This is a genomic window from Ideonella flava, assembly GCF_051857595.1.
Taxonomy (GTDB): Bacteria; Pseudomonadota; Gammaproteobacteria; order Burkholderiales; family Burkholderiaceae_C; genus Ideonella.
Genome location: NZ_JBPZHD010000009.1, coordinates 363,085 through 386,487 on the forward strand (window position 1 = coordinate 363,085; position 23,403 = coordinate 386,487).

Annotated in this window: 24 protein-coding genes; 15 read left to right on the forward strand and 9 right to left on the reverse strand. The window is 70.0% G+C overall.

From position 1 onward, the window contains the following. Positions 1 to 23 precede the first annotated feature (23 nt). The 3 genes from ACS5PM_RS21230 to ACS5PM_RS21240 form a co-directional block, all read right to left on the reverse strand. On the reverse strand, positions 24 to 1,763 hold the full coding sequence (locus ACS5PM_RS21230; RefSeq protein ID WP_439389678.1) for a M14 family zinc carboxypeptidase: 1,740 nt from the start codon (positions 1,761 to 1,763) through the stop codon (positions 24 to 26). Positions 1,764 to 1,795: 32 nt separating this feature from the next. Then, entirely contained in the window at positions 1,796 to 2,263 is a 468-nt protein-coding gene (locus tag ACS5PM_RS21235; protein WP_439389679.1) for a DUF1203 domain-containing protein, read from the reverse strand. 110 nt (positions 2,264 to 2,373) lie between these two features. Beyond that, on the reverse strand, positions 2,374 to 2,814 hold the full coding sequence (locus ACS5PM_RS21240; RefSeq protein WP_439389680.1) for a GNAT family N-acetyltransferase: 441 nt from the start codon (positions 2,812 to 2,814) through the stop codon (positions 2,374 to 2,376). A 273-nt stretch (positions 2,815 to 3,087) separates the two neighbouring features. On the opposite strand from ACS5PM_RS21240, the gene ACS5PM_RS21245 reads away from it, so the two are divergent. From ACS5PM_RS21245 to ACS5PM_RS21310, 14 genes are all read left to right on the forward strand, one after another. Beyond that, the gene (locus ACS5PM_RS21245) at positions 3,088 to 3,441 is read left to right on the forward strand and encodes a hypothetical protein (protein WP_439389681.1); all 354 of its coding nucleotides are present in this window, start codon (positions 3,088 to 3,090) and stop codon (positions 3,439 to 3,441) included. A 17-nt stretch (positions 3,442 to 3,458) separates the two neighbouring features. After that, a complete protein-coding gene (locus ACS5PM_RS21250) occupies positions 3,459 to 3,992 on the forward strand; it encodes a hypothetical protein (RefSeq protein ID WP_439389682.1) in 534 nt (177 codons plus the stop codon). Continuing rightward, positions 3,989 to 4,723 (forward strand): alpha/beta fold hydrolase, encoded by a 735-nt coding sequence (locus ACS5PM_RS21255; protein ID WP_439389683.1) that lies wholly within the window; start codon positions 3,989 to 3,991, stop codon positions 4,721 to 4,723. Before ACS5PM_RS21250 ends, ACS5PM_RS21255 begins: the two co-directional genes overlap by 4 nt. 83 nt (positions 4,724 to 4,806) lie before the next feature. After that, positions 4,807 to 5,652 carry an NYN domain-containing protein gene (locus tag ACS5PM_RS21260; RefSeq protein ID WP_439389684.1) on the forward strand — a complete coding sequence of 282 codons (846 nt, stop codon included), beginning with the start codon at positions 4,807 to 4,809 and terminating at the stop codon, positions 5,650 to 5,652. A 45-nt stretch (positions 5,653 to 5,697) separates the two neighbouring features. Next, complete coding sequence (locus tag ACS5PM_RS21265) at positions 5,698 to 6,612, forward strand: LysR substrate-binding domain-containing protein (protein WP_439389685.1); 915 nt, start codon at positions 5,698 to 5,700, stop codon at positions 6,610 to 6,612. A gap of 174 nt (positions 6,613 to 6,786) precedes the next feature. Further along, complete coding sequence (locus ACS5PM_RS21270) at positions 6,787 to 8,160, forward strand: SLC13 family permease (RefSeq protein ID WP_439389686.1); 1,374 nt, start codon at positions 6,787 to 6,789, stop codon at positions 8,158 to 8,160. A gap of 46 nt (positions 8,161 to 8,206) precedes the next feature. Beyond that, a complete protein-coding gene (gene mdcA, locus ACS5PM_RS21275) occupies positions 8,207 to 9,889 on the forward strand; it encodes a malonate decarboxylase subunit alpha (RefSeq protein ID WP_439389687.1) in 1,683 nt (560 codons plus the stop codon). A gap of 14 nt (positions 9,890 to 9,903) precedes the next feature. Further along, complete coding sequence (gene mdcC / locus ACS5PM_RS21280) at positions 9,904 to 10,227, forward strand: malonate decarboxylase acyl carrier protein (RefSeq protein ID WP_439389688.1); 324 nt, start codon at positions 9,904 to 9,906, stop codon at positions 10,225 to 10,227. Continuing rightward, positions 10,224 to 11,114, forward strand: a complete 891-nt coding sequence (locus ACS5PM_RS21285) for a biotin-independent malonate decarboxylase subunit beta (protein WP_439389689.1) — start codon at positions 10,224 to 10,226, stop codon at positions 11,112 to 11,114. Before mdcC ends, ACS5PM_RS21285 begins: the two co-directional genes overlap by 4 nt. 11 nt (positions 11,115 to 11,125) lie before the next feature. Further along, complete coding sequence (locus tag ACS5PM_RS21290; RefSeq protein ID WP_439389690.1) at positions 11,126 to 11,827, forward strand: biotin-independent malonate decarboxylase subunit gamma; 702 nt, start codon at positions 11,126 to 11,128, stop codon at positions 11,825 to 11,827. A gap of 71 nt (positions 11,828 to 11,898) precedes the next feature. Then, complete coding sequence (gene mdcG / locus ACS5PM_RS21295; protein WP_439389691.1) at positions 11,899 to 12,576, forward strand: malonate decarboxylase holo-[acyl-carrier-protein] synthase; 678 nt, start codon at positions 11,899 to 11,901, stop codon at positions 12,574 to 12,576. Further along, positions 12,576 to 13,454, forward strand: coding sequence for a triphosphoribosyl-dephospho-CoA synthase (locus ACS5PM_RS21300; protein WP_439389692.1), 879 nt, complete (start codon positions 12,576 to 12,578; stop codon positions 13,452 to 13,454). Before mdcG ends, ACS5PM_RS21300 begins: the two co-directional genes overlap by 1 nt. An 8-nt stretch (positions 13,455 to 13,462) precedes the next feature. Beyond that, positions 13,463 to 14,377 (forward strand): malonate decarboxylase subunit epsilon, encoded by a 915-nt coding sequence (locus ACS5PM_RS21305; protein ID WP_439389693.1) that lies wholly within the window; start codon positions 13,463 to 13,465, stop codon positions 14,375 to 14,377. 39 nt (positions 14,378 to 14,416) lie between these two features. Continuing rightward, on the forward strand, positions 14,417 to 15,535 hold the full coding sequence (locus tag ACS5PM_RS21310; RefSeq protein WP_439389694.1) for an ATP-binding protein: 1,119 nt from the start codon (positions 14,417 to 14,419) through the stop codon (positions 15,533 to 15,535). A 17-nt stretch (positions 15,536 to 15,552) separates the two neighbouring features. Here the strand turns inward: ACS5PM_RS21310 and ACS5PM_RS21315 are convergent, their stop codons facing one another. From ACS5PM_RS21315 to ACS5PM_RS21325, 3 genes are all read right to left on the reverse strand, one after another. Next, on the reverse strand, positions 15,553 to 16,788 hold the full coding sequence (locus ACS5PM_RS21315) for a lipase family alpha/beta hydrolase (RefSeq protein ID WP_439389695.1): 1,236 nt from the start codon (positions 16,786 to 16,788) through the stop codon (positions 15,553 to 15,555). Positions 16,789 to 16,841: 53 nt separating this feature from the next. Continuing rightward, positions 16,842 to 18,101 (reverse strand): FAD-dependent oxidoreductase, encoded by a 1,260-nt coding sequence (locus ACS5PM_RS21320; RefSeq protein WP_439389696.1) that lies wholly within the window; start codon positions 18,099 to 18,101, stop codon positions 16,842 to 16,844. A 136-nt stretch (positions 18,102 to 18,237) separates the two neighbouring features. Then, entirely contained in the window at positions 18,238 to 19,191 is a 954-nt protein-coding gene (locus ACS5PM_RS21325) for a DMT family transporter (protein ID WP_439389697.1), read from the reverse strand. Between the two features lie 143 nt (positions 19,192 to 19,334). Here ACS5PM_RS21325 and ACS5PM_RS21330 point away from each other — a divergent pair, with 143 nt between their 5' ends. Further along, a complete protein-coding gene (locus ACS5PM_RS21330; protein WP_439389698.1) occupies positions 19,335 to 20,213 on the forward strand; it encodes a LysR family transcriptional regulator in 879 nt (292 codons plus the stop codon). Between the two features lie 240 nt (positions 20,214 to 20,453). Here the strand turns inward: ACS5PM_RS21330 and ACS5PM_RS21335 are convergent, their stop codons facing one another. The 3 genes from ACS5PM_RS21335 to ACS5PM_RS21345 all read right to left on the reverse strand — a co-directional run bounded on the left by ACS5PM_RS21335 (position 20,454) and on the right by ACS5PM_RS21345 (position 23,401). Next, the gene (locus ACS5PM_RS21335; RefSeq protein WP_439389699.1) at positions 20,454 to 21,158 is read right to left on the reverse strand and encodes an ABC transporter ATP-binding protein; all 705 of its coding nucleotides are present in this window, start codon (positions 21,156 to 21,158) and stop codon (positions 20,454 to 20,456) included. Beyond that, positions 21,155 to 21,949 (reverse strand): ABC transporter ATP-binding protein, encoded by a 795-nt coding sequence (locus tag ACS5PM_RS21340; protein ID WP_439389700.1) that lies wholly within the window; start codon positions 21,947 to 21,949, stop codon positions 21,155 to 21,157. The genes ACS5PM_RS21335 and ACS5PM_RS21340 overlap by 4 nt, the downstream gene beginning before the upstream one ends. Before the next feature lie 150 nt (positions 21,950 to 22,099). After that, a complete protein-coding gene (locus ACS5PM_RS21345; protein ID WP_439389701.1) occupies positions 22,100 to 23,401 on the reverse strand; it encodes a branched-chain amino acid ABC transporter permease in 1,302 nt (433 codons plus the stop codon). Positions 23,402 to 23,403: the final 2 nt, after the last annotated feature.

Here is a 23,403-nt window from a genome sequence, read left to right on the forward strand (position 1 = left end):
CTTCGAGCCAACACCGGTGCGCGTCAAGCGCCGGGAGCCAGCAGCGCCGTGGGAAGGTCCGACAAGCGAAACACGGGGTAACGCCGGTGCTCCGGCTCGGCGTGGCGCGCGGAGGCCAGGAAGATGAAGTCGAGCACCGCCTGCGGGTCTGAAAGCAGCTCGGGATGCGCCGCCTTCCAGGCTTCGAAGCGCTGGCTCAAGCCGGGTTCCGTGGCGAGCAGCCGCTCGGCCTCGTCCTCGAACACGTAGTCGCTGTAATGCTCCTTCTTGTCCAGCACGCTGTCGAAGAAGGCCCAGCGGAACAAGCTGTCGATGCCCAGGGGCTCGAGCACTTCGACGATGAAGCGGTCATGCGGGCCGCCGAGAGGGATGACCCAGTCGCCGGCGGCCACGTCGGCCTCCATCGCCCCGAGCTGCACCTCCAGCGCGTCATGCAGATGCCGACCCTCGAAGGGCACCGGACGCTTCTGGAAGCGCAGGATGCGATAGGCCTCGGCCTTCACGCGCCCCGCGCGCACGGCGGGCTGCATCGGCACACCATGCGCGTGCAGGCGCAGCGCCACGTCGTGCCAGGCCTGGGGCAGCAAGTAGGCCTTTGGCGGTACGGCGCTGGCCGTCGGTTGGTAGCGGTCGAACCAGGCGATGTCCTTCTCCCAGGGCGCGCTTCGGTCGTAGCGCAGCCGCTGGTAGTGGCCGAGGCGGCTGGGCTCGTACACCGCCGTGAAGCCGCTGAAACGCCAGGGCCGGCTGCGACCCAGGTCCAGCTGCCAATCCAGCGCCACGGGCGCGCCGGCAGAGATGGCGGCCCGGTCTGCAGCGCGCGCCGCACGTATCGCCTCGCCCTGCGCCACGGTCCAGGCCAGCGCGCTGTCGATCAGCGCCCGCGTGCCGTGGTAGCGCGCGGCGAAAGGCTTGAGCATGTGCGTCTCGGGCATGAAGCCTATGGTGTGGTGCAGCGCCGCGTAGCCGGTGGAAAAGCGCGGCGAGTCGAGGAAATCGGCGATGCCGTCGTCGGGGATCTCCTTCAGCGGATTCACGTAGGGGCACATCGAAAAGCCGCGCGCCGCCATGCCCGCATGCAGCGCCGGGAGCATCGCCTCGCGCAGGTGCGCGCCGGTGCGGCCACCGAGCTTGTCGGGCTGGGTGGCGATGAGGGTGACGACGTGCTGGTAGTCGGCGCCGTTGGAGGTGTGGGTGTCGACCATCACGTCCGGGTCCCAACGCGTGAAGACCTGCGCGAAGGTCCGTGCGTTCAGGCTGTCGGCCTTGATGAAATCGCGGTTCAGGTCCAGGTGGCGCGCATTGCCGCGAAAGCCGAAGGCCTGCGGGCCGTCCTGGTTGACGCGGCTGGTGTCGCCGCGGTTCAGGCAGCCGTCGACGTTGTAGACCGGGATGTAGGCCAGCACCGCCTGGCCCAGTGCCGCACGGCGCTCGGCATCGAGGCAGAGGTCCCGCACCAGGGCCATGCAGACATCGACGCCTTCCGGCTCGCCGGGATGGATGCCGTTGTTGTTGAAGAACACCGGCCGGCCTTGCGCCTTGGCCACCTGCGGATCGAAGACGCCATCGGGCGAGAACACTCCGAGGTGGATTGGAACGCCCCCATCCGATCGGCCCGCCTCCTCGAAGCGCAGCCACTGCGGGAAGGCCCGGGCCAGGCGCAGGTGGAAGGCGATGCAGTCCTGCCAGGTGGTCGTCTGGTTGCCGTTGCCGCGCTCGAACGGAGTGAGCCAGTCGGCGGAGTCAGTGGGGGTGTGGTCCATGCGCCATTGTCACCATGGCGCTGGACGACAGATCAGGCCCGCTCGATGCGGGCGGCGTAGCAGCCGCGCCGGGCATGGTGGGCATGGAGGTAGGCCACCTCGGGAGGGGCCAGCAGGCGCTCGGCCAGAGCCTCCAGCCCCGTGCCCTCCACCACGTCCGCATCGACCATCATCCCGGCCTCGTCGAAGGCCCGCACCGAAAGCAGCCGGCGCCGCAGCGCATCGGGCACCACGTCCACCTCATCGAAGCGCTCACGGGCGCCTTCGCGCACGTAGATGGCGTGGCGGCCCCGGTAGGGCGTATCGGCAGCCAGGTACTCGTGGTTGAGCAGCAGCACCGTCTCGCCCGGCTCGGCATCGCGCAGCTCGATGCGGTCGGGCGCAGCGTGCGGCTCGTCCACGCGCCGGCGGATCACGCCGCGCGTGGCCAGCTCCGCGTCGGGCAGGCCGTAGAGGTGGAGGAAAGGGGCCGGATCCAGCCCGAGGATGCGCAGTGCCATGGTGGGGTCCTTCGCCGGTCGATCGGCATGGGGTGAGCCCATTGTTCGAGCCGGGCCCGCCCGTGTCGCGCCGTTTTCGGACACCTTCCTGCACCCACCTGCGAGCGCAGCTAGCTCGGCAGGAGCGGCGCGCCTATCAACACATCCGTGGTCGCCTCCAGCCATTCGGCCACCGGCTCGCAGACCTCGTCGGCCACGCCCTGGTTCCAGAACTGCGAAGCGCACAGGACCTCCAGGTCGATGCCTTCGAGCGACTGGCGGGCCAGCACTGCGCCTATGAACATGACCCGCGCGCGTTCGACGATGCCCCAGCCCTTGATCGCGCGGGCGGTGCATTGCAGCTCGAGCAGGAAGGCTTCGCGCTCGACGCCGTCGGCCGACTTGTCCTGCAGCCAGGGCAGTTGGTCGGCCAGGCGGGCATCGCCCAGCAGCACCTTCATCAGCTGGCGCAGCGCGGGGGGCGCTAGCGGCACGACGACGAAGCGCTCGGTGTCGAAACTCGGCGCGTCCTGCTCGCCCGGCTGGATCTCGTGGACTGGATCGCGAGGCATGGTCCTCCTGCAAATGCGAAGGACGATAGGCGAGGGGTCGCCACCGCCACGCGCGAAGGCGAAAGAGGGTGCGGCGAGCCGAAGGCTTGGCGCCTTTGCCTTTCTGAAGGCACACGCCTTGCCAACCTCCCTGGTGCTCCCTCCGGAGCGCCCGCTGTGCCCTCTATCGGCACCGCGAACCAGTCATCGGCAAGGCGCGGCCCCCGAAAGGCCCGCCATCGGTCGGGTTTGCCGATGCAGTTCTCACCTCACCCGACCCGACCCAGGACATCCATGCAAGACACCGTGATCTCGAACTCGATGCAGCCCTTTGCCAAGCTCGCCCAGGAAAACATGGCGGCACTGACCACCTTCGCCACTTCTCCCGAGGTGGTGGCCCAGGGCACCAATGCGATGGCGCAGATGCTGCAGCGCTCCACGCAGGCGGCGTCTTCGCTGTCGGACTCGAATGCCTATGCCCGCCTGATGCAGGCCTTGATGAAGAACTACACCGAGTTCTTCACCGAGGTGGGCCAGAGTGCCCTGCAGATGATGAGCGAAGGCCAGTCGGCGCTCGTTCGCCGCACCCAGGAGGCCACCGAATCCGTGGCCGAAGCCGCCACCACCCGGGGTCGGCGTTCCCGTTAATCAACCTAGGAAACCTCATGAATACCCAAACCACCTCCGATGGACGCCTGGTCACCGGCCTGTTCCCTGACCGCGAGAGTGCAGAAGCCGCCTACGGCGCCCTAGGCGAGCGCGGCTATGAAACCAAGGACGTCGACCTCGTGATGTCCGAGGACACCCGCAAGCGGCATTTCGCTGCCGCGGGGACCGAGACCGAGCTGGGCACCAAGGCCGCCAAGGGCGCGGGCATCGGTGGCGCCATCGGCGGCACCGTCGGTGCGATTGCGGCAGCGATTGCCGCCGTCGGCACCAGCATCGCCATTCCGGGCCTGGGACTGGTCATTGCAGGTCCGCTGGCCGCAGCGGCCGCCGGCGCCGGCGCAGGCGCCGCGAGCGGCGGACTGGTCGGCGCGCTGATCGGCTGGAGCATGCCGGAAGAGCGCGTCAAGCAGTACGAGGAAGGCATCAAGAGCGGCGGCATCCTGATGGGCGTGCGGGCGAAGAACGACGAGGACGCGCGCCACTTCGAGGAACGCTGGAAGGCCAGCAATGGCCAGCACATCTACCGATGAGCGCAGTGGACCTGCCACAGAGCCCGAACCAGCTGGGGGGCCTGTCCCCCCAGGCCCCAGCGCTTCGCTTCCTCGGGCTGGAGCCCCTGCGCGCGGCGCTGGAGTTCGCCGGCCTGCAACTGATGCCGGAGCGGGACTTCCCGCCCGGCGACGGGCACCCGGTCGTCGTCTTCCCGGGTCTGGCGAGCGATTCGCATGCGACGGTGCCGCTGCGCCGCTTCTGCGAAAAGCTCGGCTACGAGGTGCACGACTGGGGCCGCGGCTTCAACGTCGGCCCGCCGGGGGACTTCAAGCCCTGGGTGCGCGACCTGGCCGATGAGGTCGCCGAGCTGATCTCGGCCAACGGCCGGCCCGCCACCTTCATCGGCTGGAGCCTCGGCGGCCTGTATGCGCGGGAGGTGGCCAAGCTGTTGCGACCGCAGGTGCGGCGCGTGATCACGATCGGCACGCCGCTGGGGGGCGATCCTTCGCACTCCCATGCCGGGCTGGTCTACCGGCTGCTGAACGGCCGGGCACCCCCGGTGGATGCCGCCCTCAACGCCCGCCTCAGGAAGGCGCCACCCGTGCCCACCACCTCGATCTACAGCCGAAGCGACGGGATCGTGGCGTGGCAGTCCTGCGTGCAGGAAGGCGGCAGCCGGGCCGACAACGTGGAAGTCGAGGGCAGCCATTGCGGCATGGGCTGGAACCCGCAGGTGCTGGAGGTCGTCGCCGAGCGCCTGGCACGGTGAGCGACCCGGCCTCGCCGGGAGCTCGCCCGGCGGGCCGCTAGGATGGCGCCGGCCCACATCGGGCCGGATCAACAAGGGCCTCCATGCCAGACCACCATGGCGACGACGAAAGTCGTTCCGTCGCGCTTTACTGGGATTTCGAGAACCTGCACGCCAGCCTGCACGACGAGCGCTTCGGCGAGGGCAGCTACGCCAAGCAGGACAACCGGTTCAAGGCCCAGGAGCCCTTGATCGACGTGCAGGCCATCGTCGAGCTGGCCGCTTCGTTCGGCTCCATCGCGATCAACCGCGCCTACTGCAACTGGCAGTTCTACGGCCGCTACCGCGATGCGCTGCTGCAAGCCGCCGTCGAGCTGATCCAGCTCTTCCCTCCCGGCGGCTCGGCCAAGAACGGCGCCGACATCAAGCTGTGCCTGGACGCGGTCGAGGACATCGGCCGCTTCGCGCACATCGGCACCGTGATCATCATCGGCGGCGACAGCGATTACATGCCCGTCGCCCAGAAGATCAAGGCCGCCGGTCGGACGCTGGTGGGCCTGGCCACGCGCAAGTCCACCAACCGGCACTGGGCGAAGAGCTGCCACGAGTACCGCTACTACGAGAACCTCGTCGAGGCATCCGAGCCGCCGCCCCCGCCGCCAGCCGCGTCGGCAGCAGCCACCACGTCCGCCTCCCCCGCCCCGCCCGAGCCCGCGCCTGAGCACCACCCGGCCATCGATCTGCTGCGCCGGGCGATCAAGCTCCTGGCCGAGACCCAGGGCGACCCCTGGGTCAACAAGGGCTCGATCTGGCACATGATCAAGCGCCTGGACCCGACCTTCGACCCCAAGGAACACGGCTACGCGAACTTCCCCGCGATGGTGAAGTCGCTGGATTCGCTGCTGGAGGTGAAGAAGGGGGAGTCGGACCAGAGGGTCAGGTTGAGGTAGCAGGGCTTTGCCACTTTGCTTGAAGGCCCCGGGGGCGGGCTGTGCATGACGGCGCGCATCGACGAAGAGATCACCTTTCGCAAGCTCGAGATCCTGCTGGCCTTCATGGAGACCGGCAACCTCGCGCGCGCGGCTGAGCAGCTCGGCGTGAGCACCGCCAGTGTCCACCGCGCCCTGCATTCGCTGGAGACCGGCACCCGCTGCACGCTGTTCCGCATGGAGGGCCGCAACCTGTTGCCCAACGAGGCGGCCCGCGCGCTCGCCGAAACCGCCCGCGAAGTGCTGCGCACCATGGCCGAGGGCATACGCTCCACGCGCGAGCTGGCCGGCTATGCGGCTGACAGCATCCGCATCGGCTCGCTGTACTCCTTGACCCACCAGGTGGTGCCGGCGCTGGTCATGGGCCTGAAGCTGCGCAAGTCCGACATCCAGACCGAGCTCGTGCTGGGCTCGAACGCCGACCTGCTGCGCAAGCTGCACGACGGGGCGATCGATGCCTCGCTGATGGGCCAGCCGGAAGACGCGCCGGAGCTCGAGTGCCAGCTGCTGTTCGAGGACGACGTCTTCTTCGCCGCGCCCGAGGGCTCGCGCTACGCCGGCCAATCCGAGATCGATCTCAGCGCCTGCGCCGACGAGCGCTTCGTCAGCCTCAGCGACGGCTTCGTCACCTCCAGCGGCTTCATGGAGGCCTTCCGCATCGCCCGCTTCACGCCCAACGTGGTGATGAAGACCGGCGACATCTACTCGCTGATGAACCTCGTGGGCGGCGGCGTGGGCTGCACGCTGCTGCCCGGGCGCGTCAGGAGCACGCTGCCCAAGAAGGTGCAGTTGATCCCGCTTCAGGCCAGGTACTTCATGCGGCAGCGCATCAGCATGTGCTTCCTGCGCACGCGCGAGCGTGACCCGAACCTGCTCGCGCTGCTGGCCACCTGCCGGGGCTACCGGGCCCGAGCCGACTGACGCCACCGACCCGGTCGCCTCCGTGCGACCAAGGGTTAACCCTCGATCGTTTCGGTGCGCGAAAAGATCGGCGCCTGCGCTTCATTGATCCTGCCTGGCGGGGTGCGTACCTTTCGCACCCAGACGAACGGCACCGTGCCGGCCGTACCAGAAAACCCCGCCGGAGACAGATCGATGAGTGCTCACTGGATTTCCATCTACACGCTGATCGGCATGTTCGTGCTGGCCACCGTGCTGCCGATCAACATGGGCGTGATCGCCTTCGTCGGGGCCTTCCTCGTCGGCACGCTGGTGGCGGGCATGAATGCCAAGGCCATCATGGGCGGCTTCCCGGCCGACCTGTTCCTGACCCTGGTCGGCATCACCTACCTGTTCGCGCTGGCGCAGAACAACGGCACGATCGACTGGCTCGTCAGGCTGGCGGTACGCGCGGTACGCGGGCGCATCGCCGCCATCCCGTGGATCATGTTCCTCATCGCGGCGCTGCTCACCGCCGTCGGCGCGGTCAGCCCGGCGGCCGTGGCCATCATCGCGCCCATAGCGCTGGGCTTTGCGGCCAAGTACGGCATCAATCCGCTGCTGATGGGCCTGATGGTGGTGCACGGCGCGCAGGGCGGCGGCTTCTCGCCCATCAGCATCTACGGCGGCATCACCAACAAGATCGTCGCCAAGTCGGGCCTGCCCCTGAGCGAGATGACGACCATGCTGGCCAGCCTGGGGGTCAACCTGTCGGTGTCGCTGCTGCTGTTCTTCCTGCTGGGCGGCATGAAGCTGGTGCGCCAGAAGGCGGATGCGAGCGGCGCGATGCCTGCGGTGCAGCGCGTGGCCCATGGCCAGGGCGGCGCCCAGGTCTACGGCGACGCGGAAGGCGAAGCCCTCTCCGAGGAGCGCCGCACCGCCACCCCGGACAAGGACTCGCTGATGGACGCAGCGCCCGCGGCGTCCGCCGACCAGGGCTCGCGCACCTACCAGGTCGCCACCGTCACCGGCCTGTTCGCCCTGGCGGTGCTGACACTGTTCTTCAAGCAGGACATCGGCTTCGTCTCCATCTCCATCGGTCTGCTGCTGACGCTGATGGCGCCCAACCTGCAAAAGCGCGCCCTCGGGCAGGTGTCGTGGCCGGAGATCATGCTGATCGTCGGCGTCAGCACCTATGTGGGCGTGATGGACAAGATGGGCACGATCGATTTCGTCGGGCACAGCGTGGCCGGGCTCACCTCGCCGATGATGGCCGCGCTGCTGCTGTGCTTCGTCGGCGCCGTGGTGTCCGCCTTCGCTTCGTCGACCGCGGTGCTGGGCTCGCTGATCCCGCTGGGCGTGCCCTTCCTGCTGGGCGACACCGGCGTCAGCGCGATCGGCTTCATCGCGGCCATGGCGGTGTCCTCGACCATCGTGGACGTCAGCCCCTTCTCCACCAACGGGGCGCTGGTCCTGGCGAATGCCAAGGGGATCGACCGCGACGTCTTCTTCCGCAAGCTGATGGTGTACGGTGCCATCGTGACGCTGGTGGCGCCGGTGGTGGTGTGGCTGCTCTTCGTGGTGCTGTGAACCAGCACATCCACTTCGACCGAACTCCTTCACCCCTCAGGAACCCATGAACGCCAGACACTGGAACTCCAAGGCCGATGAGCGCGCTGCCCGGCTGGCGCGCGCGACCGGCGCCCTGGGTACGCGGCTGAGCGGCAGGCGCGTCGACACGGACGCCGTCGGCACCTTGCTCGAAGCCGTGATCGCCCCCGGCGACCGTGTCTGCCTCGAAGGCAACAACCAGAAGCAGGCCGACTTCCTGGCCCAGGCGCTGGTGCAGATGGACCCGCAGCGGGTGCACGGCCTGCACATGGTGCAGTCGGTGCTGGCGCTGCCGGAGCACCTGGACGTCTTCGAGAACGGCATCGCCAGCCGGCTCGACTTCAGCTTCTCGGGCCCGCAGGGCGCGCGCCTGGCCAAGCTGGTCTCGGCGGGCAGCATCGAGATCGGCGCCATCCACACCTACCTGGAGCTCTTCGCCCGCTACTTCGTCGACCTGACGCCCAAGGTGGCGTTGATCGCCGCCCAGGCGGCCGACGCCGAGGGCAACCTCTACACCGGCCCCAACACCGAGGACACGCCGGCGATCGTCGAGGCCACGGCGTTCTCCGGCGGCATCGTGATCGCCCAGGTCAACGAATGGGTGGACGGCCAGGCCACCACGCTGCCGCGCGTCGACATCCCGGCCGACTGGGTCGATTTCGTGGTCGTGGCGCCCAAGCCGAACTTCATCGAGCCGCTGTTCACCCGCGACCCGGCGCAGATCAGCGAGATCCAGGTGCTGATGGCGATGATGGCCATCAAGGGCATCTATGCCGAGTACGGCGTGCAGCGCCTGAACCACGGCATCGGCTTCGACACCGCGGCCATCGAGCTGCTGCTGCCGACGTATGCCGAGTCGCTCGGCCTGAAGGGCAAGATCTGCCGCCACTGGGCCTTGAACCCTCACCCTGCCCTGATCCCGGCGATCGAGGCGGGCTGGGTCGAGTCGGTGCATTCCTTCGGCTCCGAGCTCGGCATGGAGGATTACATCCGCGCCCGCTCCGACGTGTTCTTCACCGGTCGCGACGGGAGCCTGCGCAGCAACCGCGCCTTCTGCCAGGCCGCCGGCCACTACGCCTGCGACCTGTTCATCGGCTCGACGCTGCAGGTCGACCTCGACGGCAACAGCTCCACCGCGACGCTGGGCCGCATCTCCGGCTTCGGCGGCGCGCCCAACATGGGCGCCGACGCGCGCGGGCGCCGCCACGCGAGCCCCGCCTGGCTGAAGGCCGGCCGCGAGGCCCGCTCGGGGCGTAGCGGCGCGGCCGGCACGCCCCGCGGGCAGAAGCTCGTCGTGCAGATGGTCGAGACCTTCCGCGAGCACATGCAGCCGGCCTTCGTCGACAGGCTCGATGCCTGGACGCTGCAGCAGCAGGCCGGCATGGCCGTGCCGCCGATCATGATCTACGGCGAGGACGTGACCCACATCCTCACCGAAGAGGGCATCGCCAACCTGCTCCTGTGCCGCACTGACGAGGAGCGTGAACAGGCCATCCGCGGTGTCGCCGGCTACACCGCCGTGGGCCTGGGCCGCGACCGGCGCATGGTCGAGAACCTGCGCGACCGCGGCATCATCCGGCGCCCGCAGGACATGGGCATAGACCCGCGCGAGGCCACGCGCAACCTGCTCGCCGCGCGCAGCATGAGAGACCTCGTGCGCGCCTCGGGCGGCCTGTACAACCCGCCGCGGCGCTTTCGCCACTGGTGAACAGAAGGACCCCCATGAGTGCCATCCCTGCAGGGCTCGAAGCCCTGGACTACAGCTTCGCGGGCCAGCGCCCGGCGGGCACCTTCGCGCCCGTGCTGGTCGGCGTCGTCGGCTCGGGCAACCTCGAGGTGATGCTCGAGCCCGCCCCCGGCGCCGACTGCCACATCCACATCGAGACCTCGGCGCGCGGCTTCGGCGCGATCTGGGAGGCAGTGGTGCGCGACTTCCACCAGCGCCATCCGCTGGCCGGCGTGCGTGTGTCGATCAACGACATGGGCGCCACCCCGGCGGTCGTCAGCCTGCGGCTGGACCAGGCCGTCTCGGAGATGACGCCATGATCGAGAACCTGCGCGTCAGCTACGCCGAATGCTCCGGGCGCGAACGCCTCGCGCGCCTGGTCGATGCGGGCAGCTTCCACGAATGGCTGCCTCCGACCGAGCGCGTGACCAGCCCGCACCTGGCCCAGCTCGGCGTCCCCTCAGCCTTCGACGATGGCGTGGCCATAGGCCGCGCGAAGCTGGCCGGCCGGGAGGTCTTCATCGCCGCCCAGGAGGGCGAGTTCATGGGCGGTGGCGTGGGCGAAGTGCACGGCGCCAAGCTGGTCGGCCTGCTCCAGCGCGCCTTGCGCGACCGGCCCGACGCGGTGCTGCTGCTGGCCGAGTCGGGTGGCGTGCGACTGCACGAAGCCAATGCCGGGCTCATCGCCGTGAGCGAGGTCATGCGGGCCCTGCTCGACGTCCGCGCCGCCGGCATCCCGGTCGTGGTGCTGATCGGCGGTGCCAACGGCTGCTTCGGCGGCATGGGCATCGTGGCGCGCTGCGCCGACCGCGTGGTGATGAGCGACATGGGCCGCCTGGCGATGTCCGGCCCCGAAGTGATCGAGGCCTCGCACGGCGTCGACGAGTTCGACTCGCGCGACCGCGCGCTGGTCTGGCGCACGACGGGCGGCAAGCACCGCTGGCTCATCGGCGATTGCGACCTGCTGGTCGAAGACGACGTGGCGGCTTTTCGCGACGCGGCCATCGCGGCGCTGGACGCCTCCATCCCGGTGACGCTGGAGCGCCTGGAGCAGGAGCACGCGCTGCTGGCCACCCGGCTGCGGCTGCTGCCCGAGCAGGTCGAAGGCGACGAGGCGGTGGCCTTGTGGGCGCGGCTCGGCGTGGCGGATGCGTCGCGCGTGTCCGACCTGGACGTGGATGCCGTGCGCGCGCTGCGCACGGTGTGAGGAGCAGGCAGATGGAATGGAACCAACTGGCCACGGCCCTGTTCGGGGCCGACCACGGCATCGTGCAGGAGGGCGACGTGCTGCGCGGCAGCGTGCGCTTCGACGGGCAAACGCTGGCGGTGATAGGCACCACCAACCACGCGCCCATCGGCGTGCGGCTCGCGCTGGCGCAGGCTCGCGCCGTGCTCGACACGGTCACGCAGCATCCCGGCCGCCCCATCCTGCTGCTGATCGACACGCAGGGCCAGCAACTGCGCCGGCGTGACGAGCTGCTGGGCATCAACCGCGCGATGGCGCACCTGGGCATGACCATCGACCACGCGCGCCGGAGCGGGCACCGCGTGTTGGGCTTGGTGTACGACCAGGCCTTGTCGGGCGGCTTCATCACCTCGGGCCTGATCGCCGATGCCTGCGACGCCTTGCCCGAAGCCGAGATCCGCGTGATGCGCATCCCCGCGATGGCGCGCGTGACCAAGCTGCCCGAGGCGATGCTGAACGAGCTGTCGCAGTCCAACCCGGTGTTCGCCCCCGGCGTCGGCAACTACGTGGCGATGGGCGGCGTGCGCAAGCTGTGGCAGGGCGACCTGCCGGCGGCCTTGCGCGAGGCGCTGGCAAATGCCCCCGTCGAAGACCGGCGCGCGCGGGACGGCCAGGAGCGCGGCGGGCGCCGGCTGGCGGCGAGCGTGGCGCAGCGTGTGCTGGACGCGGCATGAGCTGTGCACGGCCGCCCTTAGGGGCACATTCCCTGTTGGAGGGACCGGGCTGCAGGCCCGAGGGTGCCCCAGTGAACACCCTTCCCCTGCGGCGCCACCAGATCGCCTGGCTCAGCGACGCCGGCTGGCGCGGCCTGCAACCCGGCCAAGGCGATGCCGAAGCGCGCGACTGCCTGGCGCACTGGGCTGCCAGGCGCCTGCCGCTGGTCGTGACTCGCCAGGTCGATGGCGGCGAGGCCGTCTGCCTCGGGCTGCCCGCGCCTTCGCGCTGGAGCCGGCAGCGCCTGGCCCTTAGCGTCGCCCGGCGCGACGTGCTGTACTTCGACGAGTTCCCCCTGGCCGAGAAGGCGCTCGGCCTGGTGCCCGCGGCCACGCGCCCCTCGTGGCGCAGCCTGTGCGCCCATCTCAAGGCCGCCGGCATCGCCGCTCGCGTGTATGGCAGCTACGGCTGGCAACTGATGAGCGGGTTCGATCATGTGCGTGCCGGGTCGGACATCGACCTGTGGCTGTCGGTCGCCGACGCCGACCAGGCCGATGCGGCGGCCGCGCATCTGCAATCCTTCTCGAGCGACTTGCTGCGGCTGGACGGCGAGCTGCTGTTCGGCGATGGCTCGGGCGTGGCGTGGCGCGAGTGGCTGGCGTGGCGCTCCGGGAGCGTGAAGGGCCTGCTGGTCAAGTCGCTCCACGGCAGCTCGCTGGTGCACTCGCCGGACTGGCAGGCGGCACCGCTGCTGGCGAAGGCCGCGTGATGCGCGAAGCCGCCGTTCGAGTTGCCGCGCAGCGCCCTGCCTTCGCGCCGCTCGCGCCGCAGGCCATAGGCCGCGCGGCGACGCTGGCGTTGCATGACGAACTGGCGCTTTCGCCCAAGCCCGGGCTGGTCACGCTCGTCGACAACGGCAGCCACGAAGACATGGATGCGCACACCTTCATGCGCAGCCTGTTCGCGCTGCGGGGCTACTTCGTGCGCATCGCCGGCCTCGGTGCGGCGCGCGCACCGTTCGAAGAGCTGGAGCGCTGCGGCATCGAGGCCGAAGCCCGCATGCTCGCGGCCACCGACGGCATCAATACCCACCGCGGCGCCATCTTCACCCTCGGCCTGCTGTGTGCTTCGGCCGGTGCGGTCTGCAGCAGCGGCGACAGCCCGACCCCTGCGCGACTGCGGGTCGCGATGCTGGAGCACTGGGGGGAGGCCCTCGCGGCGCGGGCCCACCGCCAGTCGACATTGCCCGGCGGCATCGCCGCCCGCCGGTTCGGCCTGCGCAGCGCCTCGGCGGAGGCGGCCCTGGGTTTCCCGGTGCTGTTCGAGACCGCCTTGCCCGCGCTTCAGTCAGCAGTCGAGCGCGGCCTGCCCCGACAACTGATGCTGCTGGAAACGCTGTTCCACGTCATGGCCGTCATGGACGACAGCAACCTCGCTCATCGAGGTGGGCTGCAAGGGCTGCGGCATGCGCAGAGCGTTGCGAACGGGTATCTCCGCGCGGGCGGCGCCGCGCGGCCGGACGGTGTCGCCGCCGCGCTCGAGATCTGCTGCGATTTCGTCAGCCGCCGGCTCTCGCCAGGCGGTGCTGCCGACACGCTCGCCGCCGCCTGCCTGGTCCAGCGCATCGGAACGCCCGGCCTCTGGTGAGCGAAGGCATGGGATTCGCGATCGTCTTCTCCGGCCAGGGCATGCAGCACGCGGCCATGCTGCCGTGGCTGGCCGAGGACGAACTCGTCGAAAGGATGCGCGCACAGCTCGGCATCGCCGACTGGCGAGAGTGTCTGCAGGATGCGGCCTGGGCCTCGCGCAATGCCAACGCCCAGGTCCTGCTGACGGGGCTGAACCTCGGGGCCTGGGCACAACTTTCGCCGTCGTTGCCGGCCCCCGCGGCCTTGGCCGGCTACAGCGTGGGCGAGCTGGCGAGCTTCGCCACCGCCGGCGTGTTCGATGCCGACACGGCCTTGACCCTGGCCGGTACCCGGGCGCGGGCGATGGACCGCTGCGCGGAGAAGGTGCCCGGCGGGCTGCTCGCCGTCAGCGGCCTGCCGCGCGCGCACGTCGGGCACCTGTGCGAACAGACGCGACTGGCCGTCGCCATCGAGAACGGTCCCCAGGCCTTCGTGCTGGGCGGCGCGCTCGCTGGCCTCGACGAGGCGGAGCAGATGGCCCGGGCCGCCGGCGGGCACGTCACGCGGCTCAAGGTCGACGTGGCGTCGCACACGCCCTCCATGGACGAGGCAGCCGAAGAATTCGCGCAGGCCCTTTCCGCGCTGCCCCTGCGCTCGCCGCGCGTGCCCTTGTTCAGCAGTGCGGCCGACAGGCTCACCAACGCTTCCCAGGCCGCCCGGGCCCTGGCGCGACAGATCTCGACCACCGTGCAATGGAGCGCATGCATGGACCAGATCCGGGCACGCCAGGTCGGCTGCGTGCTCGAGATCGGACCGGGCGCGGCCCTGTCGCGCCTGTGGAACGAGCGCTTCCCGGACGTCCCCGCCCGCTCGGCGGACGAGTTCCGCAGCGCCTCGGCCATCGTCGATTGGGTCTCGCGCCAGGCCGAACGCGGGGTCTGAGCGGGACGGGGCGAGTAAGCTCCCGCCCAGGAGGCCCTCATGATGCGGCTGGCTGATTTCATCGACGCCCACATGCCGGAAATCCTGGCCGACTGGGAGACGTTCGCCTCGTCCCTGCTTCCCGCGGCGGCCCAGATGGATGCCGTCGCGCTGCGCGACCACGCCGAGCAGATGCTGCAGGCCATGGTGCGGGACCTGCGCACCCCGCAGAGCCGCGTGGAGCAGTGGGCCAAGTCCAAGGGCCGGGAGCCCGTGCTGCCGGGAGCCACCGAGACGGCGGCGCAGACCCATGCGCTGCTGCGCGCCAGCGGAGGCTTCACCATCCGGCAACTGGTGGCCGAGTACCGCGCCCTGCGGGCCAGCGTGCTGCGCCTGTGGGCCGACGCAGCGCCCTACGGGCCGGAGGCGATGGAGGACGCCGGCCGTTTCAACGAGGCCATGGACCAGGCGATCGCCGAGTCGGTCGACTACTTCACGAGCGAGGTGGACCGCTGGCGTGCCATCTTCCTGGGCGTGCTCGGCCATGATTTGCGTGGCCCGCTGAACGCCGTCCTGCTGACTTCGCAGATCATCTCTGCATCGAGTGCCGGCACGCCGATGTGCCAGCAAACGGAGAAGCTCATGCGCAGCGGCGAGCGCATGAAGGAGTTGCTCGACGACCTGCTCGACTACAACCGCAGCTCGCTCCACATCGGCCTTCGGGTGACCCCGCAGCCCGTCGACCTGGCCACGGTGTGCCAGGAGGAGATCGAGTTGCTGCGCACGGCGCTGCCCGCATCGACGATCGAGTTCGTGGCCGAAGGACGCACGAAGGGGAACTGGGATCCTTCACGCATCAAGCAGGTGCTCAGCAACCTGGTCACCAACGCGGCGAAGTACGGTGAACCGGGCGGCGCCATCAGCGTGGCCCTGCGCGGCGTCGATGACCAGGTTCAGCTGTCGGTGGAGAACGCCGGCCCGACCATTCCGAAAGAGCTCCTGGGCTCGCTGTTCGAGCCACTGCGCCGCCACGCGGGCGCGGATTCTCAAAGCGAAGGCGAGAGCCTGGGCCTCGGTCTTTTCATCGTGCACCAGCTCGCACTTGCCCACGGCGGGAGCGTCAGCGTGGAGTCCGCAGATGGCAGGACGCGCTTCACGGTGAGCCTGCCGAAGAGATAGCCCTGCGCCGGTCCGTGTCACGCCAGCCAGGCGCGCAAGGCATCGGCCGCTTCGGGCCGGCTCAGCAGGTCCCAGTGGTTGGCCTGGGCGATCAGGCGCTTGTGGCTGGGGGGCACGGCCAGCGTGCGTTTCGGATCACGATGCTCGCCCCACGCGCTGGCCACCGTGACCAGGCCATCGCCGACGACAGCGTGACGAAGGCCGCGCGGCTTCTCGACCGTGGTGGCGGCGAGCAGGTAGACCGGCACGCCTTCGGGCAGCGGCGTCGCGACGCGTTCGTCCTTCGACGGTCCGTCGAGATCGCGCCCCTGCCAGTCCTCGTCCCGCAGGTTGCCCCAGCGCAAGTCGGTGATCCCGGCGCTGCGCGACTTGCCCAGCCGCGCAAACGGAGAAAGGTACGGGCTCATCTCCAGCACGCTGTCGACGAGGTGCCCACCTCGCTCCAGCAACGCCCCGTGGTGCGGCGTGCCGAGACACACGAGGCCACCGAGGTGATCACGCCACCCGAGGCTCTGCTGCTCGGCCTGCCAGATGGCGGTGCGCGCGACGAGACCGCCCATGCTGTGGCCGACCAGCAGCAGCTCTCGAACCGGCACTGGCCAATCCTGCACCAGGCCCTGGAGCAGCGACGCCAGGCTCGCGCCGTTCTGCGACACGTGCAGGCCCGTGTTGTAGTGCGCAGCCACCACCGAGCAGCCGAGCTCCTGCAGGACGCGGCCGTGGTGATGGCCCTGGCGCTCCCACTGCAGGTCGTTCATGCACAGGCCATGGACGAGCACCGCGACCCGTTCGCGCGCCGCAGGAAAGGCTACGGCCAGTCCGGCCGCACCGGGCGCGAGCGACCGGCCATCCACCTTCAGGCTCATCCGGATGCACAGCGGATTGGACGAGGCCGCCAGGTGGTCGCCCCACAGGCCGTTGGCCACGGCCAGCGCCGCCTCGCGTGGCGGGCCCACGGCCGCCGGCCCACTCGGCTCGACCCACTGCAGGGCGCGCCCCACGCCGCGCCCGACCAGCCGCATGCCGCGTCGCACGCTGCCGTAGACGAAGCCCGTGATGCCCCGCGTTCCGCCCCGGTGCGGCCCGCCCAGCGGGGCGCGATGCGCGGCGATGGTGGCGTGCATCTGCTCGACCAGGTCGGTGATGTTGAGGCCGGCGTCGATGCCGAGCTGCCAGAGGCCGCGTACGTCTGCCGCGGTCAGGGGCCGCCGCCGCTCAGGCGTCACTTTGGCGGGAGGTCTTTCGGACACCATGGCTGACCTCGAATCCGGTGGTTCGGCCCATTGTGCGCGCAGGGTGGCGGCCGTCAGGCCGGTGGAGCGAACGGGCTCGCGTCGATGGGCGGGGCCTCGCCTGCCATCGCGGCAGCCAGCAACGCGGCGCTGCCTGCTGCCAGCGTCAGGCCCAGCGGGCCATGGCCGCTGTTCAGCCAGAGGTTCGGCCAGCGCGTGCGGCCTACGAAGGGCCGGCCGCTCGGCGTGGCGGGGCGCAGGCCTGTCCACGGACTCTCTTCACGGGTGTCGCAAGCGCCCGGGAAAGCGGCCTCCGTGGCGGCGACGAGCGCCTCGATACGCGCCTGCGCGATGCGGGTGTCGAACCCCACCAGCTCGGCAAAACCGGCGACACGCAGCCGATGTCCCAGTCGGGCGTAGACGGTCTTGCGGCCGACGTCGGTGATGCTCGCCCGCGGCGCGGCCGCTTCGTCCACGATGGGCAGCGTGATGCTGTAGCCCTTGATCGGCTCGATGGGCAGCGGCTGACCCAGCCCGCGCATCAGCACCGCGCTGGCTGTCCCGGCAGCCATGACGAACTGATCGGCCTCGATGAGGTTCCCATCGGCCAGACGCAGCGCACGCGGTGCCGCGCCGAGCGGTTCGAAGCCGAGCACGGTTCGCCCCAGGTGCAGCGTGGCGCGGCTCGCCTCGGCCCATCCGGCGGCCAGCACCGGGCCATCGATCACTTCTTCGTCCGGCGTCCAGACGCCGAAGGCGATGGCCCGGCTGCCCAGGGGCGCGAGGGCGGGCTCGATCGCCAGGCACTCTTCGCCGCTCAACAGCTGCTGCCCGCAGCCATGGGACCTCTTCCAGTCCAGCTGCCGCTGGGCCGCCGCGCGACTGCCGGCATCGCGGTGCAGCACGAGCTTGCCCGGCCTGGCGAAGCGAGCGGCTTCGGCCACCCCTGGCAACTCGGCCAGCCAGGTGTGCAGCGTGCGCCGGCTCAGGAAGGACAAGGCCAGCAGCGCGGCCGTGGTCTGCCTCGCCTGCGCCTGGCTGCACGCCCTCACGAACGCCGCCAGCCAGGTCCAGTGCTCGGCATCGCCGCGCGGCCGCCAGCGCGCCGGCCCGCCGGGCTGCAGCAGCCACGCGGGCAAGGCGCGCAGCGCCGCGGGCGAGGCCAGGGGCTCGACGTAGCTGTAGCTGAGCTGCGCGCCATTCGCCAGGCTCGCGCCCTGACCCGGCGCGGCAAGCGCATCGACCAGCGTCACGCGCCAGCCATCGCGCGCCAGCGCATAGGCCGTGGCGCAGCCGACGATGCCGGCGCCGATGATGCAGGCGTGGCGGTGCATGGTTCCAGAAGGCGGATTGCTCTACAGGCAGGCGAGGCGGACAGCTGGACTCCTGTTGTACAGCGCTTCGAAGGCGTGCCGGACTGGCGGGAGCATCTGCGCGGCCGCGTCGCGTAGGCCGCGCAGGTGAATCCCGTCAAGGCGCGGCGGTTGCAGGCGCTGTACGAACGGATGGAGTGGGCGCCGGACCCGCCTGCCGCAGCGCCAGGGTGTGGATGAGCAGCGCCGCCACCACCATCGCCACGCCGGCCAGCTCATGTGTCTCGGGGGGCTTGCCCAGTGCCACGCCCATCAGCACGGCCGACACGGGCACGAAGTTCAGGAAGGCCGTGCCCGCCACCAGGCCGAGCGCACGCACACCGAAGTTGTAGGCCAGCACCGCCACCACGGTCGGCACGATGCCGACGTAGAGCAGCGATGGCCCGACCGCGAGCAGGTCCTGCGAGGACGGCGGCGCGGACCAGCCGAGAGCCGCACCCACGAGCGCCGCCAGCATCATCACCGGCCATGCGGCGAGGGCCGTCAGACCGCTGTACTCGAGCACGTCGAGCTGGGGCAGCGACGCCGCGCCGCGCGTGTAGGCGATCCACCCCAGGGTGCCCACCCAGGCCGTCAGGTCGCCGGCCAGCGTCGACGCTTCGCCGCCCTGCTGCAGCACCCCCGAGACGGTGACGACACCGGCCAGCGCCAGCACACTGCCCAGCACCGCCGCGCGGCCGGGCCGCTGGCCATCGAAGAGCCAGCGCACGAACTGCGTGGTGATCGGCATCGTGGCCATCACCACCGCCCCGTGCGAAGGCACCGAATGCATCAGGCCCAGCAGCACCAGGGTGCTGAACACGCCGTAGCCCAACGTGCCCAGCAACGCCAGGCGAAGCGCATGCGCTTTCAGCCGCGCCCAAGGCGCGCCGCGCCTCAGCGCCCACAGCAGAAGGCCGAACCCCACGGCCGCGATGGTGTAGCGCGAGAGCGTGAACCACAGCGGATCGACGTGCTGCAGCGCCGGCTTGCCGACGAGGAACAGGCTGCCCCAGGCGCTGGTCGCCAGCAGCAGGCCGGCGACGCCCAGGGGGCGGGAGGTGGGGGACATGCTTGCTCTCCGGAACGATCAGGCTGCTTGCCTGCCCTGCCCAGTGTGGGCAGGCGCTGCTTCGGGATCCATTCGCATGTTCGAAGCGGCCCTTCCGAAAAAGAAAACACGCCCGCGGTGACCGCTGGCGACAATCCGCAGCCATGGAGCTGTACCAGCTGAAGACCTTCGTCGCCGTGGCCGAGGAGCGCCACCTGACCCGCGCCGCCGAGCGCGTGTTCACCAGTCCGCCGGCCGTGAGCGCCCAGATCAAGGCGCTGGAGGATGAACTGGGCGTGCGCCTGTTCGACCGTTCCCCGCGCGGCATGCTGCTCACCGAGGCCGGCTCGCGGCTGATGGAAGAGGCCGAGCGGACCCTCGCCTCGGCCCACCGACTGCGCACCGCCGCAGCGCAGCTTCGGGGGTCGGCGCAGGGCGTGGTGCGCTTCGGCACGGTCAGTGACCCCGTCTCGCTGCGCCTGGGCCAGGCCCTGGTGACCCTGGCCGAGCGCCACCCGCAGGTCACGCTGCAGCTGCACCAGGGCCTGTCGGCGCAGACGCTGGCCAGCGTGCAGCGGGGCGAGCTCGACTGCGCCTACGTCATGGCCGACAGGGAGTCCATCGAAGGCCTGGAGCTGCAGCGCCTGAGCGCCGTGGACCTGGTAGTGGCACTGCCCACCGCGCTGGCCGAGGCGCATCCCGACGCCACGCTGGAAGAGCTCGTCGGCCTGCCCTGGGTGGGCACCGGCCCCGGTTGCGTGATGCGCAGCCACCTGGAGGCGCTTTTCGCATCGGCCCGGCGCGAGTACCGCGAAGCCGCCCTGGCCAACACCGAAGGCGCCGTGCGCAGCATGGTGGCCAGCGGCTTCGGCGCCGGCATCGTCCGCCTCGACCAGGCGGAGCAGGCCGAGCGCCAGGGCGAGCTGAAGATCTGGCGAGGCTGGCGCGCCCACACCTGGCTGTGCTGGGCCGCGCTGCCGGCGGCGCAGCAGAGCAGCGCGGTGGCGGCGGTGAAGCAGGCGCTGCTGGAGGCGTGGGGCTAGGAGCCTTGGCGGCAGAAGCCGCGCCGGCTCGCCGCCCCGTGGGGCGAATGTCCAGCTCCCCCTAGCCCCCTCCAAGAGCGGGGCTCCAGAAAGTTCGACAGCACCTCCCAGCCCTCCTCCGGGAGGAGGGCTCTAGGGAGGCTGGAGGGAGCCCACTGGCATGCTGGAACCCCCTCCCGGAGGGGGCCTGGGGAGCCCATGCAGGCCAATGGCCAGGAGCGGAGCGGAACCGCTCCGCCCCTAGACCTCCAGCCACTCCTTGCGGATGTAGGCGTCGGCCTTGAGCTGCGCGGGCGTGCCTTCGAAGACGATCTGGCCGTGGCCCATCACCAGGCAGCGTTCGCTGACCTCCAGCGCGATGGTGAGCTTCTGCTCGACCAGCAGCACCGAGATGCCGCGGCGCTGCAGTTGGCGCAGGTAGTCCGCCACCAGCTCGACGATCTTGGGCGCCAGGCCTTCGGTGGGCTCGTCGATCATGATCAGGTCGGGATCGCCCATCAGCGTGCGGCACAGGGTGAGCATCTGCTGCTCGCCGCCCGAGAGCACGCCGGCCTCGGTGTGCTGTCGCTCCTTCAGCCGCGGGAACATGGCGTACATGTCGTCGAAGCCCCAGCGGCCTTCCTTGCCGCTGCGCTTCTGGCCCAGCATCAGGTTCTGGTGCACCGTGAGCCTGGGGAAGATGTCGCGGTTCTCCGGCACGTAGCCAATGCCCAGGTGAGCGATCTCGAAGGCCTTGCGGCCGACCAGCTCCTGCCCGCGCCAGCGCACCGAGCCGGTGGCCTCCACCAGGCCCATGATGGCCTTGACGGTGGTCGAGCGGCCCGAGCCGTTGCGGCCGAGCAGGCTCACGATCTCGCCCTGGCCGACGTGCAGGCTCACGCCATGGAGCACGTGGCTCTTGCCGTAGTAGGCGTGCAGGTCCTTCAGCTCCAGCAAGGGTGTCATGCTGCAGCTCCAGCCGCCAGGCTGGCGGAGGCCGCCTGTGAGTCGGCAAGGACCGAGCCCAGGTAAGCCTCCTGCACGCGCGGGTTGGCGCGCACCGCCTCCGGCGTGTCGAAGGCCAGCAGCTCGCCGTAGACCAGCACCGCGATGCGGTCGGCCAGCCCGAAGACCACGCCCATGTCGTGCTCCACCGTCAGCAGCGTCTTGCCGACCGTCACCTCGCGGATGAGCTGCACAAAGCGGCTCGTCTCGCTCTTGCTCATGCCGGCCGTGGGCTCGTCCAGCAGGATGACACTGGAGCCGCCGGCGATGGTGATGCCGACCTCCAGAGCGCGCTGCTCGGCGTAGGTCAGGTTCATCGCCAGGTGGTCGCGCTTTTTTTGCAGGTGGATCTGCTCCAGCACCTGCTCGGTCCGATCGTTCACCGCACGCAGGTTGGACAGGAACTTCCAGAACTCGTAGCGGTGGCCCATGGCCCACAGCAAGGCGCAGCGGATGTTCTCGAACACCGACAGGCGCACGAACAGATTGCTGACCTGGAAGCTGCGCGAAAGGCCGGCGCGGTTGATCTGGTACGGCGTGAGGCCGCCGATGGATTTGCCGTGCAGCAGGATCTCGCCGCTGGTGGGGCCGAAGCGCCCGCTGATCAGGTTGAACAGGGTCGACTTGCCGGCGCCATTGGGCCCGATGATGGCCACGCGCTCGCCGGCCTGCACGGCCAGGTCCACACCCCGGATGATCTCGGTCTTGCCGAAGAACTTCTTGACCGAGCGCAGCTCGACGGCAGCGGTCATTGAGGCCCCCTACGATGCTTCGCATCGGTCCCCCCAAGGGGGAACGAGCGCCTACGGAACGGCCGGGCGGCGCTCATAGGGGCCCCCTACGATGCTTCGCATCGGTCCCCCCAAGGGGGAACGAGCGCCTACGGAACGGCCGGGCGGCGCTCATAGACTCGCCTCCCGCCGCTTGATCTCTTTCTCGATCTCGGCCTGCGCCTCGCCCCACTCGTGCATGAAGTGGCGCCGTGCCAGCTCGAACAGGCCGGCCGACACCATGGTCGCCAGCGCCAGGCCCACCCAGGTGTCGGCGCGGGCCACGTCCAGCGTGGTGCCGAAGAACTTCACTCCGCCTTCGCCCGACGAATCCAGCTGCAGGTGGTAGATGATCTCGACCACCGCCGCCACGGCCACCAGCAGCATGGCCCCCAGGCCGCCCAGCGCGAGGTAGGCCGTCCACAGCCGCCCCAGCTTGCCGAAGGCCGCCACCCGCAGGTTCATCATGATCAGGCTGGCCACGCCGCCCGGGGCGTACATCACCATGAAGAGGAACACGAAGCCGAGGTAGATCTGCCAGGCCGGCGTGATCTCGGACAGCACGACCGAGGACAGCACCAGCAGCACCGCGCCGATGATCGGCCCGAAGAAGAAGGTGGCCCCGCCGAGGAAGGTGAACAGCAGGTAGCCGCCCGAGCGGACCGCGCTCACCGTCTCGGCCGTCACGATCTCGTAGTTGATGGCGATGAACGATCCGCCTATGCCCGCGAAGAAGCCCGAGATCATGAAGGCGAGGTAGCGCACGCGCTGCGTGTCGTAGCCGACGAACTCGACGCGCTCGGGGTTGTCTCGCACCGCGTTGAGCATGCGGCCCAGCGGCGTGCGGGTGAAGGCATACATCGCCGCCGTGCAGACGAAGCAGTACACCGCGATGAGGTAGTACACCTGCTGCGCCGGCCCGAAGCCCCAGCCGAAGATCTTCGGCTCGTAGACCCGGTTGGTGCTGATGCCACCCTCGCCGCCGAAAAACTCCGGGAACATCAGCGACATCGCGTACACCAGCTCGCCGACGCCGAGGGTGATCATGGCGAAGGGGGTGCCGGCCTTCTTGGTGGACGGGTAGCCGAGGATGGCCGCCACCACCAGGCCTGCCAGGCCGCCCATCAGGGGGATGAACGGCAGCGGCACCGGCAGCTCGCCGTGGCCGGCCAGGTTCATCGCGTGCACGGCGAAGAAGGCGCCTAGCCCGGTGTAGACCGCATGGCCGAAGCTGAGCATCCCGCCCTGCCCGAGCAGCAGGTTGTAGCTCAGGCAGATGATCATGAGGTAGCCCATCTGCGAAAGCATCGTCAGCGAGGCGCCGCTGCTGAAGATCCTCGGCGCCACGAGCAGCAGCAGCGCGAAGCCGCCCCAGACGATCCAGCGACCGACGTCGTGGGGCTTCCAGTGAAAGCTGCGGGCAGCGGTGGCCATGC

Excerpts from the sequence above, each read along its gene's own strand:
- ACS5PM_RS21325 (WP_439389697.1), bottom strand. The coding sequence starts at position 19,191 with ATGTCCCCCACCTCCCGCCCCCTGGGCGTCGCCGGCCTGCTGCTGGCG.
- ACS5PM_RS21285 (WP_439389689.1), top strand. The coding sequence starts at position 10,224 with ATGATCGAGAACCTGCGCGTCAGCTACGCCGAATGCTCCGGGCGCGAA.
- ACS5PM_RS21245 (WP_439389681.1), top strand. The coding sequence starts at position 3,088 with ATGCAAGACACCGTGATCTCGAACTCGATGCAGCCCTTTGCCAAGCTC.
- ACS5PM_RS21255 (WP_439389683.1), top strand. The coding sequence starts at position 3,989 with ATGAGCGCAGTGGACCTGCCACAGAGCCCGAACCAGCTGGGGGGCCTG.
- ACS5PM_RS21270 (WP_439389686.1), top strand. The coding sequence starts at position 6,787 with ATGAGTGCTCACTGGATTTCCATCTACACGCTGATCGGCATGTTCGTG.
- mdcA (WP_439389687.1), top strand. The coding sequence starts at position 8,207 with ATGAACGCCAGACACTGGAACTCCAAGGCCGATGAGCGCGCTGCCCGG.
- ACS5PM_RS21265 (WP_439389685.1), top strand. The coding sequence starts at position 5,698 with ATGACGGCGCGCATCGACGAAGAGATCACCTTTCGCAAGCTCGAGATC.
- ACS5PM_RS21315 (WP_439389695.1), bottom strand. The coding sequence starts at position 16,788 with ATGGTGTCCGAAAGACCTCCCGCCAAAGTGACGCCTGAGCGGCGGCGG.
- ACS5PM_RS21300 (WP_439389692.1), top strand. The coding sequence starts at position 12,576 with ATGCGCGAAGCCGCCGTTCGAGTTGCCGCGCAGCGCCCTGCCTTCGCG.
- ACS5PM_RS21250 (WP_439389682.1), top strand. The coding sequence starts at position 3,459 with ATGAATACCCAAACCACCTCCGATGGACGCCTGGTCACCGGCCTGTTC.
- ACS5PM_RS21335 (WP_439389699.1), bottom strand. The coding sequence starts at position 21,158 with ATGACACCCTTGCTGGAGCTGAAGGACCTGCACGCCTACTACGGCAAG.
- ACS5PM_RS21230 (WP_439389678.1), bottom strand. The coding sequence starts at position 1,763 with ATGGACCACACCCCCACTGACTCCGCCGACTGGCTCACTCCGTTCGAG.
- ACS5PM_RS21235 (WP_439389679.1), bottom strand. The coding sequence starts at position 2,263 with ATGGCACTGCGCATCCTCGGGCTGGATCCGGCCCCTTTCCTCCACCTC.
- ACS5PM_RS21345 (WP_439389701.1), bottom strand. The coding sequence starts at position 23,401 with ATGGCCACCGCTGCCCGCAGCTTTCACTGGAAGCCCCACGACGTCGGT.
- mdcC (WP_439389688.1), top strand. The coding sequence starts at position 9,904 with ATGAGTGCCATCCCTGCAGGGCTCGAAGCCCTGGACTACAGCTTCGCG.
- ACS5PM_RS21290 (WP_439389690.1), top strand. The coding sequence starts at position 11,126 with ATGGAATGGAACCAACTGGCCACGGCCCTGTTCGGGGCCGACCACGGC.
- ACS5PM_RS21340 (WP_439389700.1), bottom strand. The coding sequence starts at position 21,949 with ATGACCGCTGCCGTCGAGCTGCGCTCGGTCAAGAAGTTCTTCGGCAAG.
- ACS5PM_RS21330 (WP_439389698.1), top strand. The coding sequence starts at position 19,335 with ATGGAGCTGTACCAGCTGAAGACCTTCGTCGCCGTGGCCGAGGAGCGC.
- ACS5PM_RS21260 (WP_439389684.1), top strand. The coding sequence starts at position 4,807 with ATGCCAGACCACCATGGCGACGACGAAAGTCGTTCCGTCGCGCTTTAC.
- ACS5PM_RS21310 (WP_439389694.1), top strand. The coding sequence starts at position 14,417 with ATGATGCGGCTGGCTGATTTCATCGACGCCCACATGCCGGAAATCCTG.
- ACS5PM_RS21305 (WP_439389693.1), top strand. The coding sequence starts at position 13,463 with ATGGGATTCGCGATCGTCTTCTCCGGCCAGGGCATGCAGCACGCGGCC.
- ACS5PM_RS21320 (WP_439389696.1), bottom strand. The coding sequence starts at position 18,101 with ATGCACCGCCACGCCTGCATCATCGGCGCCGGCATCGTCGGCTGCGCC.
- ACS5PM_RS21240 (WP_439389680.1), bottom strand. The coding sequence starts at position 2,814 with ATGCCTCGCGATCCAGTCCACGAGATCCAGCCGGGCGAGCAGGACGCG.